10 protein-coding genes are annotated in these 13,881 nt (G+C 41.9%); all 10 read right to left on the reverse strand.

Annotated elements, in window-relative coordinates; genetic code table 11:
- The gene (locus Q0688_RS01770; protein ID WP_299072462.1) at window positions 1–645 is read right to left on the reverse strand and encodes a transglutaminase-like cysteine peptidase; all 645 of its coding nucleotides are present in this window, start codon (window positions 643–645) and stop codon (window positions 1–3) included.
- Between the two features lie 81 nt (window positions 646–726).
- Window positions 727–1,365, reverse strand: coding sequence for an OmpA family protein (locus tag Q0688_RS01775; protein WP_299072340.1), 639 nt, complete (start codon window positions 1,363–1,365; stop codon window positions 727–729).
- The gene (locus Q0688_RS01780) at window positions 1,358–2,764 is read right to left on the reverse strand and encodes a TolC family outer membrane protein (protein ID WP_299072343.1); all 1,407 of its coding nucleotides are present in this window, start codon (window positions 2,762–2,764) and stop codon (window positions 1,358–1,360) included. The genes Q0688_RS01775 and Q0688_RS01780 overlap by 8 nt, the downstream gene beginning before the upstream one ends.
- Before the next feature lie 38 nt (window positions 2,765–2,802).
- Entirely contained in the window at window positions 2,803–4,176 is a 1,374-nt protein-coding gene (locus Q0688_RS01785) for an HlyD family type I secretion periplasmic adaptor subunit (protein WP_299072346.1), read from the reverse strand.
- Complete coding sequence (locus tag Q0688_RS01790) at window positions 4,173–6,347, reverse strand: type I secretion system permease/ATPase (protein ID WP_299072349.1); 2,175 nt, start codon at window positions 6,345–6,347, stop codon at window positions 4,173–4,175. Before Q0688_RS01790 ends, Q0688_RS01785 begins: the two co-directional genes overlap by 4 nt.
- A gap of 98 nt (window positions 6,348–6,445) precedes the next feature.
- Window positions 6,446–8,974 carry a retention module-containing protein gene (locus Q0688_RS01795; RefSeq protein ID WP_299072352.1) on the reverse strand — a complete coding sequence of 843 codons (2,529 nt, stop codon included), beginning with the start codon at window positions 8,972–8,974 and terminating at the stop codon, window positions 6,446–6,448.
- A gap of 168 nt (window positions 8,975–9,142) precedes the next feature.
- Window positions 9,143–9,706 (reverse strand): PEP-CTERM sorting domain-containing protein, encoded by a 564-nt coding sequence (locus Q0688_RS01800; protein ID WP_299072355.1) that lies wholly within the window; start codon window positions 9,704–9,706, stop codon window positions 9,143–9,145.
- Between the two features lie 275 nt (window positions 9,707–9,981).
- On the reverse strand, window positions 9,982–10,434 hold the full coding sequence (locus Q0688_RS01805; protein ID WP_299072358.1) for an NfeD family protein: 453 nt from the start codon (window positions 10,432–10,434) through the stop codon (window positions 9,982–9,984).
- A gap of 3 nt (window positions 10,435–10,437) precedes the next feature.
- Complete coding sequence (locus Q0688_RS01810) at window positions 10,438–11,373, reverse strand: SPFH domain-containing protein (protein ID WP_299072361.1); 936 nt, start codon at window positions 11,371–11,373, stop codon at window positions 10,438–10,440.
- Between the two features lie 130 nt (window positions 11,374–11,503).
- Entirely contained in the window at window positions 11,504–13,870 is a 2,367-nt protein-coding gene (locus Q0688_RS01815; RefSeq protein WP_299072366.1) for a DUF5916 domain-containing protein, read from the reverse strand.
- Window positions 13,871–13,881 lie beyond the last annotated feature (11 nt).

Consider the following 13,881-nt stretch of genomic DNA (forward strand, 5'->3'; position numbering starts at 1 on the left):
TTAAAACTCCAGTTTCAGTTTGGGTTGTTTAAGTTTTGCGGTATTGATCCGCTGACGTAAATCCTGCCAACGCTTAAGACGTGTAGAATTCCCTGTAGGAACACTGCGTCCTCTACTTTTATTCAGCCATAACTGACTGGCGTTAAAGCTATAAACAGGTAACAAGTCATTACGCTTAGTTGCAGGTTTTATTAGGCCGTCAATATTATCCAAAATAAGGGGGATAGATGCAGGCGTAGCGTAATAAGCAAGCACCATGTGATATTGATTGAGGTTAAGCGCTTTGACCATAGTGATCCTCATTTTTTCATCGGGCACGCCTAATTCCAACAACGTAAAATATTTAGCGATAGAATAATCTTCGCAATCCCCTCCGTTAACCCCAATAAATTCCACTGGGGTAGCCCAATAATTTTTAACCCCCCACAATTTAATATCATCAATGAATCGGAACATATTGAAAAAACGATTCACTTTTTCTAATGCCTCGTTTTCTGATAACTCGGCATCTGTTTGCATCAAGTTAAGCCAAGCTACGCCACGTTTAGCTGCGCGTTCTCCATAACTCTGTTTTAATGCAGACACTATTTTTGGCCCATCGAGTGCCGTTCTGGTATCAGCATTAAGCGCTGACAAAAACATCATGCCTAGGAATAATACGTGAACGGGCTTTTTTAATAACATCGCTGTTATAAAATGGTATGCCCTCATATTACTCCTTAATTATCATTGAATTTCATCCACCGTATAAATTGTCCACATCATGTTATCGGTATTCACGGTCTGACTTAACTCGGCCACAATTCTACGATTTGCGGCATGGGCTGCTTCATTATCAGCAAAATCGGCTAGGCGCTCAAAGCCGTATCCTTTAAATGACACTCGCTCAGGAGCAATATTGAACTCATCAGTTAACATATCCACCACGGTTTTTGCTCGGTTATCTGATAATGTTTGATTGAGTTGGAGTCCTCCAACTTTGCTGGTATGCCCTTCAATGAGAACTTTTAATTGTTCATTTTTTACAAGAAAATCAGCCATTTCTTGAATTTTAGTTAAAGCTGATGCTGATAGCACATATGAATTATGGGCAAATTTAATGTCAACTTTATGGGGTTCAACATATGAGGTTTGGGTACCACATCCATAGTTATCAATAATCGCTCCAAGCACAGTGTCTGCACATTTGTCTCGCGCTTCTATTACACCATCTCGGTCATGGTCATTTAGGTCTTTGAGCTGTTCTACACTGTCTTCTAGTTTAACAATACTATTGCCAGCACAAGCACTAAGTAAAAAAATGCTACATAGTAAGGTTGATAATCTTAAAACTGGGTAAACCTTGGTTTGTGTAATGTTATTCATGATCATCTCCTTGCCCATATTCATGCTCTCCCTGCCATTTCTGCGAACGGGTCACACGCAATGATGCAAGTAATTGACCTGTGACGTTTAATAGCCGGTATCTGGCGCCTAATTCGTCAAAGTTTGCATCTAAGTAGTCTTTACGCGCTTGGAACAATTCATTTTCTGTATCTAATAAGTCCAGTAAATTTCTCTGCCCTAGGGTAAATTGTTGTTGATAAGCCTGTTGGGTTTCTTTTGAGGTCACTACATGTTGTTGGATATATTGTTTTTGTAAACCGAGCATTTCATAGGCATTCCACGCCAAACCGAAACTTTCTGTCACTTCACGATGGGCGCGGTAGTTAATTTCTTGGGCTTCCGTTGTTTTATAAGCAGCACTGCGCTCTAGAGCTATATCCTTACCACCTGAATAAAGGTTATAACGCATACGCAACATCACAGTGAGGTCGTTACGATAGCCGCCTACACTTATCCCATTTCTATTCAGTCCGTCTTCACCTGCTATATCATTATCTACATTCGCATCTAGCTCTAGGGATAGTTTAGGGTAATAATTAGCTTGCACCGAACCACCATATGCACGGGCGGCATTGATATCTTGTCTAGCAGACTTAATGAGAGGGTGACGTTCTATAGCCGAAATGAGTCCGCTCGCACTGTCTTTCGGTAACATATCGGCATCGGGTACCGGCATAACTAAATCAGATGGCGCGATGTTAGTTAAGCTAATAAACTCTGCTCGGGCATCTCTAAGATTGTTGCGGGCAGAAATTAAATTGGACTGAGCCCGGGCTAAACGCCCCGTTACTTGTGACAAGTCCGCAATACTTCCCATACCAGAATCTGTGCGTTCTTTAATCTGCTTGTAAATTTGCTGATGTGAGGCGACATTTTTCTCAGACAATGTCACAAGCTGTTGATTTTTTAGATGATTTAAATAACCTTTGCTCACCGACAATGCCAGATCTTCAGCCGTGCTGATTAGCGCCCATTGCTCGGCACTCGCTTCGTACTTAGTGCGTTTTACTTCACTACTGGTAAACATACCATCAAACAACATTTGCCTTAGGCTGACACCAAATTCACCTCGTCTAAGCTCTGTTTCACCCTCGCTAAAACCTAAATCAGCGCGGCGATTACCTGGCGTATCTGTGTATTCGTACCCATATCCAGCGGTAATATCCACAGTAGGTAAATACCCAGCAGAAGCCCGGTTCACGTCTTCCTCTTTCGATTTAAAACGGGCGAACGCCTGACGAATATCGGGATGAGTGTCTAATGCTAGGGCAACGGTTTGCTCTAAACTTTGCGCATATAAATGCGTACCGCTTGTTGATGCTAAACATAAAGTATAAATCGCTGCCCTTATGCCTTTAGTGAATAAACTCTTATTCATAAAAATTCCAAATTTTGTTGTTTGGGTTTATTTACGCTCTAGCGCTCTCGAAGAGCGGCTTCATTAGCCCGTAAAAGCGGATTCAATATGTATTCTAAAATCGTTCTCTTGCCAGTGATGACGTCAACATTAGTCATCATGCCGGGTATAATGGGCATTTCTTCCTGATGTTTATTTTTAATACTTGAAGCATCTGTACGCACGCGAATAACATAAAAACTATTACCTTCTTCGTCTTGAGTGGTATCGGCACTAATATGTTCAACCTTACCGGTTAGTCCCCCATAACGAGCAAAATCATAGGCAGTAATTTTAACAATTGCTGGCAGACCAGGATAAATAAAACCAATATCTCTAGGTTTTATTCTCGCCTCCACCATTAACCTATCTTCGGTTGGGACTATTTCAGCTATGGTTTCACCCGGTTTAACCACTCCACCTAAGGTATTAATATGTATAGTTTTAATGGTACCAACAACGGGTGACAATATTAGCGCTTTTGTGACTTTATCTTGAGCACTCACTTGTGATTCATTGATCCGTGAAAGCTTTGTTTGTAATTCATTTAGCTGAGCCCTTACTTCGGTGCGATAGGTTAATACTGTCTCGCGCCGGTTTAATATTGCTTCTTGCAGTGTGGACTTGGATTGTGGCGCCAGAAGACGCACTGCATCAAGTTCACCTTTTAAGTCATTCACACTGCGCTCTAATTTAAACAATTCTATCTTAGATACGATCAGTTTTTCGGCTAGTGGGCGGGTTAATGCCAGCTCTTTTTGGGCTAGACGATAACTGACATTCAAAGTGTTTATTTTGGACTCGAGTTCGGTTATTTCTTGTTCCCGCTGCTTGATTTGTTGGCTCTGGATTGCCAGTTGATTAATTAAATTATCGAGTCGACCTGAGTACTCCTCTTGTTGCCGTTTAACCAAGAACTCGGCCGTTTTATTAAGATCATCAGGGTAGACAGGTGGTTGCTCGGTTATAACAATTTGCAGCTCCCAGTCATCATTGTCTCCCACTAAAATACTTGATAGTTCGGCTCTTAATCGGATTATATTTGCCCGTAAGCCATCGACTTCCTGTTTTTGTTCGGCAAAATCAGAGCGAAAGCGAGTATCATCAATGCGCGCGATAGGCTGGTCTTTGACCACTTGCATACCTTCTTGCACAAACCATTGTTGCAACACGCCACCATCTAAACTCTGAATAACCTGTATTTGCGAAGAAGGGATAACCTTACCCATCCCAGAAGTCACTTGATCTAAGGCAGAAAAGTAGGCCCAAACAATAAAACTAACTAACAACCCTGCCATTGACCATATAATTAAGCGATGCAAACTAGGTACTTCGGTTAACATCGCCCCATACACATCATCGGCCATTTCTAAGTCTTTTTGGCTAACCTTCATAAATTAACCACCGAATTGGCTTTACCATTTTTTAGTTTTTGCAAAACAACATCCTTAGGGCCATCTATTACTAACTTGCCTTTTTCTAAAACGATAATCCTATCTACTAGAGACAATAAGTCCATTTTGTGGGTGATTAATAATAAGGTTCTGTCGGTCGCTGTGGCACTAATTGATTTGATAAATTGTTGTTCGGCCCGCGCATCTAAACTGGCTGTGGGTTCATCTAATAGCAATATTTGTGGTGTATTTAAAATAGCTCGTGCGAGTGCAATCGATTGTCGCTGACCACGAGAGAGGGTGCTGCCATTTTCGCCAACTTGCAAATCAAGACCTTGGGTTTCATGATCAGTAAAGGTGTTGACTCCTGAAAGCTGCACGGCTCTGATAAGTTGATATTCAGTAACTTGCCGCGTGCCAAACAAGATGTTGTCACGAATAGTGCCATGAAACAGGGTGATATCTTGGGGCAAATAGCCAATATTTCGACGCAAATCACTTGGGTGTATTTGCTGGTGATTAAGACCGTCAAATCGCATACTGCCTACTGTAGGCTGGTACAATCCCAGTAGTAACTTGGCTAAGGTGGTTTTGCCTGAACCGTTACGCCCTACTATGGCAATTTTCTCACCATTTTTAATATCGATAGACATAGTGTGCAAAGCACTAGTGGTTGCTTCTGGATAAGTAAAACTAACGCCTTCTGCACTGATATTGCCTGACAATTTAGGTCGGCTAGCGAGATGAGCCTTATCTTCAAACTCACCTTCTTGCAGCATTAAACTATCGAGCTGTCGTAATGCACTGATGGTTTGATTGGAACGTGTCATTAAGCCTGCAAGTTTCGCCACGGGTGAAATGGCGCGGCCCGTTAGCATCACAGCAGCAATGATCCCGCCCATAGATATAAGGTTATCTGCGACACGATAAACACCTAACACAACCACGGCAACCACCGAAATTTGCACCATAAAGCTGGAAAAATTGATAACTGAATTAGTGATCATTTTAGATTTAAGTAACCAGCTAGAGGTGTGTCCTATCATCTGTTGCCAAGCATTTTGTACTACACCCTCTGCGCCATTAGCTTTTATTGACTCAAGCGCTCCTAAACACTCGACGAGATGACCATGGCGTAAACTGGAAAATTTATTACTTTCTTCAATTGCGGCACGCAGTTTCGGTTGAGTGAAAGCCGTATAACCTATGATAAGCAAGGTAGCGACAATGGGAAATAAAACCAGATCACCTGCCACTAACCAAATGCAAAACATAAATAACAAAGCAAATGGCAAATCCACTAATGCGGTGATGGTAGCCGAGGAAAAAAACTCTCTTACATTATCAAATTCAGATATTTGTTTGGCCATACCGCCAATACTAGGCGCCCGTTTTTCAAGAGGGATACCCACAACTTTAGCGAAAAGTTTTGAAGAAACCTCTATATCGACTTTTTTCCCTGCTACATCAATTAAATAACCACGTAACTGCTTTAAGATAAAGTCAAAAATATAAGCCACACCCGCACCAATGGCTAACACCCATAAAGATTCAAACGCAAGGTTAGGTACAACTTTATCGTAAATATTCATCACAAAAAGCGGCGACACCAAGGTGAAAATATTTACCATTACAGAGGCAATAATTACGTCGCGGTAGATAGGTGTGGCGTCTTTTATGTGTTGCCATAACCAGTGTTTTTTAGAGTCATTGATATGTACATCAAAATTTCTGTCACCTCGATACTGCTGCTTTATCAGAAATAAATAACCAACAAAATTTGATTCGAGCTGTTCAATCGAGAGCTGCTCTTCCCCCCCCGTTTCGGGCAAGGTAACAATTGCTTTATTTTCTTCGAGATTGAGCTCTTGCAACACACAGGCTTGTTTGTCTTTGAGCATGAGGATGCAAGGTAACAACATAGAGGGTAATTCGTTTAACCCTTTACGAACTAATTTGGCACTGAGTCCGGCGCGTGAAGCAGCTTGCGGGAGAAGTTCTGGTGTAAGGTAATTTGCAGTAAGCGGTAATCCCGCAGTTAACGCTTCAGCAGAACAGGGATCACCAAAGTGCTCAGTCAACAATACTAGGCTGTCTAATAAAGGATCAGACGTTAAACGCTGCGAAGCGCTTATTGTCCATTCACTAGGAGATTGAGCTGAGGATTGCACTGAGTTTTAGATTCCTTACAACTGACACATCAAACATAACACAGCCAACAAAAATATGGCTGTGTTATGGACACTACGGGTGAAGACTAAATACTCTACTATATCAACTCTGGCGAGTCTAATTCAGCAACAGGTGCATTAGCCGCAGCGGCCTGATCACTGATGATGATGCCACCTTCTTCTAACAAGCCGTTCGAGACAATTTTCGCTGAAGCACTATGGGCATCAACCTCATCTTTTTCCAACACGACAATGTCTTCTGCTTGGGAAGCTTTGAAAACACCCGATTGTTCAAACTTAGTACTAGAAACGTCATCTTCACTTATATTAGCCAAGTAAGATTCAAGTTCATTAACTTGCCCATCAGACAAAATATCACTTAAATCTCCAGAATCTAAAGACATTAATTCAGCCACTGGTAATAATGTTTTTGCCGCAAAATCAGTGTCGATTGTGCCACTCATTTCGTCAATAGACATATCCACAGCATTAGGCGAAGCACTTGGTAATTCTGGCGCTACAATTTCAATAATTAAGTCAGCGGAAGCCGTTTCTGCATTAAGGGAATCCCCATCTTGAATAGTATAGGTAAAGCCTAACTCTAAGTTTCCTTCACTATTTGTTGGAATACCCTGTCCGGTAATTTCCTCTAATGTGAGATCATCTTTTTGTTCGAACCTATAACTTCCCAAGTTATCTATATACAACTCACCAAAATCTGTATCTATCCTGAGTGGATTATTCCAAGTGTGACTTATATCCAATAAATGCACAGCTCCCATATATTCGACTTGTGTAACCGCAGGTGAACCTTCACCATCGGAACCAAAATCATCAGGTGCATCCCCCGAACTGCCCCAAAATATACCCGTTACATTTCCTTCGATATCCCTTGGATTCCCTTCACTAAACACAAATCCGGTCTCATCATTATTTGCAGTAGGCGCATTAGTTTCAATTGCTATAGCCACTCTGGCAGTATCGGTTTCTATACCATCACTAATGGTGTACTCAAAGCTAGGTTCAGGTGAGCCTTCTAAGAAACCTTTATTTTCATAGCTAAATTGCCCATCAGCTTTAATACGCAAGATCCCATTGTCTTGTAATCCGCTGAATGTCGAACCATTAAATAGTAATACATCTGCTTCCGTTACCGCAGTATATACACCGTCGATTACGGTAAAAATGGCATCCCCTGTATTGGCATCAAATGCCAATGCTTGGCTATTGACATGGGTGACATTAAGAACTCCACCTTCATCGTCAGTATCCATTGCATCATCACCATTACCATCAACATGGCTTATGACATTGCCAGAAACCGTAGTTCCTTCGTCCATGCTGAAGTTGTCATCTTCAGCAACTGGTGGAACGTTTACATTGGCCACATTGATGGTCACGGTTGCGGTACTTGTGTCGCCATCCACATCGGTGATGGTATAGGTGAAGGTATCTGCACCCACAAAATCTGTCGCTGGGGTGTAACTGAAAGTCCCATCTGGGTTCACATTCACTGTGCCGCCACCAGTAGACGTGGCATCAAAGGCCGTCACTGTGGTCGGGTTATCACCCAAGTCATCGTTGCTGATCACTTCGCCGTTAAGGGACGTGTTTTCATCGATATTAAAGCTGTCATTCACCGCTTCAGGTAGGGCATCGACTATCACTTCGGCCACATTGATGGTCACGGTTGCGGTACTTGTGTCGCCATCCACATCGGTGATGGTATAGGTGAAGGTATCTGCACCCACAAAATCTGTCGCTGGGGTGTAACTGAAAGTCCCATCTGGGTTCACATTCACTGTGCCGCCACCAGTAGACGTGGCATCAAAGGCCGTCACTGTGGTCGGGTTATCACCCAAGTCATCGTTGCTGATCACTTCGCCGTTAAGGGACGTGTTTTCATCGATATTAAAGCTGTCATTCACCGCTTCAGGTAGGGCGTTGACAGGGTCAACAGGGTCAGCAGGGTCAACAGGGTCAACAGGGTCAACAGGGTCAATTGGGTCAATTGGGTCAACCGGGTCAACAGGGTCAACAGGGTCAACCGGGTCAATTGGGTCAACCGGGTCAATAGGCGCAGGATCTACTGGTGAAGGGTTAATCGTTTCTATAACGTCTGGATTAGCCCGCTCATCTGCCGCCCCAGGAGTACTCTCCAATTCAGCTGTGTCATAGCCTGCGCCAGCTAAGAGCTCATTTCCATCTCTGTCTAAAGTAACAAAATCCGTTCCTTCGTTAGCCGTCAAACCACCTGCAGCAGTATCGACATCTGGAATCTCTACTTCATCGCCAGACTCAATTAATGTTTGAATAGCTTCAATTTCAGCCTGTTCATCGCCTAATAGTTCAGCACTCGAAGTTTGAAACTGCGCATTTACCGGTTCAGAAAGCGGTTCTGCTACGATAGCATCAGTATCAAGTAACTCATCAAATTCAGCGGTTACTGTTTGTTCAATACCATCATCAAAAACTAAAGTAATTTCACTGCCTCGGGCAAGGTTTAACACTGTACCAGATTTAAGACTATCACCGTTTTGTAATGCGATATTGTTACCGGATTCAATTTGCACGGATCCGCTAACATTTACTATTTGAGCATCTTTTGAGATGGTGAAATTTTGCATGGGCAACATTCCTAATAATTTTACTTAAATGGGCAGCAACAAATAATTCGATTTAGCACTGAAGTATATGACTGTATAAGGCGGCATCAGGTATGCCGTCTTATACACCAGTATGGAACTTAGGAATGTTAGGTTAACTATTCCTATAGGAAAAGAGGTTGCTAAGATCTAGCGTTTTAATCGACGAGTAGTTACAACACAAAGGGCCAATGCAAAAATAGCAAGAGCTGAAGGCTCTGGTACGTCTACAGCTACTGCGCGTTTAAATACATAATTCACTACGTCACTTCCGGCTCTATCATTTATATATGCAGAAGCATCACCAAATGAATTATAAAATCCATCGCCATCAGCATCAGCGCTAATCGCCTCGCCCATTTCAACGGCAATGTTACCTTTATATTCGTCATAAAACGCCATATGATTTACTAATGCTAGCGAAGTTGACATGGCAAAAATTTCATTAGTCTCTAACGCAAATATTAATCCTGCAGCTTCGATACCATTCACAGGGTTTGCAAAATCTCCTCCACATGTACGTCGATTGGCACCTGGAAGTTTACAACTACCGTCAGCATCAAACCATTTTGGTCCATCTGCTAAATTATAAGAGCCTAAATAGGCCCAATCAATACCAGCATCGTCCTTAACAATCAGCGTTGCATTAGCTTGACTAACTAAGCTAATTGAAAATACAACCGCAAAAATACATTTCAAAAATTTACTATTCATAACATTCTCCTTGAGGTTCAATTAAGAACCAACATACAACATTAGATTGTTTGTGACTTTTCATCTTACTAACTAGAAAGTAAGTTAACAATAAAAACAGCTTACATCCCACAACAAGCAAATTTTAAGCCAACATAAAAAATCATTTAAATTCAATCGCCTACATCTTTTGCATTGAAAAAATCACTTTTAGTGTTAAAAAATCCGACACTAAATTTGGTGAATATTTAGCCGCAAAAATATAATTAATGGCTTTTTTATAGCATATTTTGACCTTAGCTAGCCTTAATATGAAACACCCCAACTTCAGTATCTGTGACTTCAACTTGAGTACCTGCCCTTATAACGTCATTGGCTTTTAACCGCCAATCAATGCCCGAGTATCGATACACTGGAACTAATTCAGGTCCTACATCTTCTACCAATACAAATTTGTGCCCAATAAGGTCACTTTTGGCTTTTGTGGTATCTACCTTAGTTTGCATAGTTTTTAGAGGTTTCCACAACAAGACTGCAAACAAAGCCGTTAATACTCCAGTGCAAAGCAGCGCTGCCAATAACGTTTCGGGGATCATGCCTAAGTACAATAAAGCGGATGTGACAACAACAGCGCAGCCTACAAAAAATAGTACAAAGGTTGCAAAACCTAATACTGCCACTTCAATCACCAATAAGCTAATGCCTAATATAAGTAAACTCTCGGCCAAATTGTTGAGTATCCATTCCATAGACTACCCCTTATTTAGTTGGTTAATTATAGTCATTGCTTGGGCCACAACGCCTGCCGCTTCTGTGCCGCCATCGGGTAATAGTACTACTGATGATTCTTTAGCGATGGCCTGCTTAGCTTCGATAGCTTTTGTGGCTAAATCCAATTGAATGGCTTTTTGTCCTTCAGTAGTGGCAGCGGCTTCACCGACTTGTCTAAGAGCTTCAGCCTGAGCGGTGGCTACTGCCACTATGGCTTTGGCTTCACCTTCCGCCCTTAATACTTGTTCTTCTTTGTCAGCTTCGGCGGCTAATACTACTGAAGCTTTTTCACCTTCGGCGCGGTTAATGGCCGCTTGTCTGTCACCTTCAGATTCTAATATTTGCGCTCGTTTTACCCGTTCGGCCTTCATTTGTGCTTCCATGGCTTCCATTACAGAATGTGGGGGCACAATGTCTTTAATTTCGTAACGTAATACTTGAATACCCCAGGGGCCAGCCGCATCGTTTATGGATGTGACTATGTTGGTGTTAAGCATATCTCTTTCTTCAAAAGTCTTGTCTAGCTCCATTTTACCGAGTTCAGAACGCATAGTAGTTTGCGCTAGCTGGGTAACCGCAAACACATAATCATCTACACCATAGGTGGCTTTGTATGGGTCGAGAACACGGAAATATAATACGCCATCAACATGCAACGAGATATTGTCTTTGGTGATTGCACTTTGTTCTGGTACATCAACGGCTTGTTCTTTAAGAGAGCGGTCTGCAGCCACACGATCTACAAAAGGTAAGATAAAGTTAAGGCCCGCTTCTTTACTAGACTGGTACTTTCCAAAACGTTCAATTACATAAGCGCGATTTTGAGGGACAAACTTTATTGATGTTTTCAGTAGCACCATTACAAACACTAAAATAAGCATAGGGGCTGAGAAAATGTATTCGAATAAACTTTCCATAATTGACGTCCTTATTCGACAAGTACAGCTTGTCGACTTTAAATTGATAATCCAACTCGCCACTATTGCGGTTCGTTAAGGGACACCATACTAAACTATTCTAGCGGAGTAATCAGTATGGAGTTGTAGGTTAGATCAGCCAAGCATAACTAAATTTCATAAATACAGCGCGTTCGTTTTTAGTAACCAAGGTAAGCTCATCATCTTGGTAAGCCGAGTCTGAATAGCCAACAAAAAACTTAGTTAATGGATTGATTTTGTAAGAATACAATAGTTGTGTCCCTAAGTTTTTGGATCTGGCATCTACGTCAAAAGTGTAATTTTGTTGATTGCGCTCAATATCTGAATACACCAAAATCAAGCGTAAGAACTGTTGTTGGTCAAACTGATAGGTGGCACGAAAATCCGACAAGTTCGCTGTGAAAAGAGCCTGACTTTGCACATCAAAGTGTTGATAAGTATGACGTAACTTGAGTTGTAAGCTTTTACCTACCCCCAAATTAATAGTAGGCCGCACCCATAATTGTTTACCTAGGCGATTATTGTCGTAATCAATTTGATCACCAAAACGCGCCTCTGTACTGAAATACCATGAAGGGCTAGGGCGCATTTCGAAGAAACCTCTTCCTTGCTGCTCGGTAAACATAGTGCTGTTGTTGGCAATGCTGAGATTATTAGGATCATCTCGCAAACCTACTTTATCTCGCTGAACCAATCCTACTCTAAAATAAGATTGCATCTGGCCATTTACACTCAGATGTATCTCTGCTTCTTTTTCAATCAGTTCGTCATTGTCGTTGTGACTGATATCCCAATCACCAAATACTCTAATTCTGTTCCACCAAGAATTTTCGCTAAACCAGTTGTAGCCCGCGCCCACAACGGATTGGTGATGGTCAGTTAAAGAACCAAAGCCTAAGTCGGTACGAATACCGGCATCGCGGCTATTTCGATTGACAAAAACATTCCAATCACGCTCCTCATGATCATATCTCAGTCTATAGGCTCTACCACTAAAGCTATCGGTTTTCTGCAAGCGAAGCGCGGCTTCTGTATAGATGTCGTTTTGCTCACTTTGGGTATCTTGTGGTGTTTCTTGTTGAATGGTGTCGTCATTATTTGATTCCGAATCAGAATCCAAAAATTCTCGGTATAGATCCATTGGATAGCGAGTATCTGAGCGTAATATTTGAGCACTTAACGTATCCTTTTCGGTCAACAAATATTTGCCGTCAATGCCATTAACATAGTTATAATAATCCTCGGCGTCACGCATTGTGCCTGTCCATCCCACTGACAACTTTTTAGAGACATCAAAACGATAACGCAGTGCCAAGTTAAGGGATTCTTCTTCAATACTTGCCACACTAGAGCCTAAATTACCGGGCACTAAAAAATTAGTTGATGCATCGTTAGCCACAAAAACGCCGAAAGTGTGCTGATCTTTACGGCCAGTTACTTTAGCGCCGTAGTCAGGCGCGCTTACATTACGGGTGTACACTAAGTTGTAGTTACTCGAAAAATAATCTGCATTTTCTAAGAAAAATGTACGTTTCTCGTCAAGAAAAAGTGCAAAAGTGTCATTAATGCTCAATTGCGCTTCATCTGCTTCTACCTGAGAAAAATCAGGATTAAGCGTAGCTTGCAAAGATATTTCGGGGGTAATGCCCCACTTTAAATCAAGGCCCATTTCCGTGTTGTTGCTGTCTTGCCACTCTACGCTTTCGTCAAGATCCCGGCTGCTTCCTTGACCCAAAACTACAGTGGGCACAACGGCTAGGTTTTTGCCTTGTTTGGCTTGTTTAAATCCGCCAATTGAACCTAGTTGACACAAATTGCAGGCGTTGTTGCGATCTAGCGGCATGTTCGAAATACGTAAACGGTCTTCTCTTGGATAAAAGCGAACCAGTTCAGCTCCCCAAACCTTGTTTTCGTCGCCTTCCTTAAAGTTTAGAATACGTAATGGAATAGCCATTTCTACCTGATAACCGTTTGCGACTATCTTACCTGCCGATTGCCAGATATCGTCCCAACTGTCACTTTCACTGCCGGTCATTTCGTTTTGAATAGAGTCTGCTTGGATACCAAAAGGATTAACAAAAAACTGGTAAGCTAAACGGCTATCGTTGAAGGTATCAAGCTTGATGCCAACAGTGTCGTCACTCCAAATATTGTCTCTGTCTCGGTAAAACGCGCTGATGTTCTCTACATTTTCATCTTGCGCGATAAAGGCCACATACAAGGTATCGCCATTTTCAAAGATTTTGACTTGAGTGTTGACTGGTGGGCGCGTGTTCTCAAAGGGCTGAGTAACATAATTGAGTTCTAGTTGTTTAGCTTGTTGCCACTGGGTATCGTTAAGCTCGCCATCAATCTCAATTTCTCCCGCCACATTTGGAATATCTAAATCGGCGTATTCATTCGATAGCTCGCCTTGTACTTCTGTTCCATACGTAAAAATCACAAAAAAAAGGCAGCTTATAAACAGTCTTGGCATGAAAAAAATTC

The organism is uncultured Paraglaciecola sp. (genome assembly GCF_937123705.1).
GTDB lineage: Bacteria > Pseudomonadota > Gammaproteobacteria > Enterobacterales > Alteromonadaceae > Paraglaciecola.

Excerpts from the sequence above, each read along its gene's own strand:
- Q0688_RS01770 (WP_299072462.1), bottom strand. The coding sequence starts at position 645 with ATGATGTTTTTGTCAGCGCTTAATGCTGATACCAGAACGGCACTCGAT.
- Q0688_RS01775 (WP_299072340.1), bottom strand. The coding sequence starts at position 1,365 with ATGAATAACATTACACAAACCAAGGTTTACCCAGTTTTAAGATTATCA.
- Q0688_RS01780 (WP_299072343.1), bottom strand. The coding sequence starts at position 2,764 with ATGAATAAGAGTTTATTCACTAAAGGCATAAGGGCAGCGATTTATACT.
- Q0688_RS01785 (WP_299072346.1), bottom strand. The coding sequence starts at position 4,176 with ATGAAGGTTAGCCAAAAAGACTTAGAAATGGCCGATGATGTGTATGGG.
- Q0688_RS01795 (WP_299072352.1), bottom strand. The coding sequence starts at position 8,974 with ATGCAAAATTTCACCATCTCAAAAGATGCTCAAATAGTAAATGTTAGC.
- Q0688_RS01800 (WP_299072355.1), bottom strand. The coding sequence starts at position 9,706 with ATGAATAGTAAATTTTTGAAATGTATTTTTGCGGTTGTATTTTCAATT.
- Q0688_RS01805 (WP_299072358.1), bottom strand. The coding sequence starts at position 10,434 with ATGGAATGGATACTCAACAATTTGGCCGAGAGTTTACTTATATTAGGC.
- Q0688_RS01810 (WP_299072361.1), bottom strand. The coding sequence starts at position 11,373 with ATGGAAAGTTTATTCGAATACATTTTCTCAGCCCCTATGCTTATTTTA.
- Q0688_RS01815 (WP_299072366.1), bottom strand. The coding sequence starts at position 13,870 with ATGCCAAGACTGTTTATAAGCTGCCTTTTTTTTGTGATTTTTACGTAT.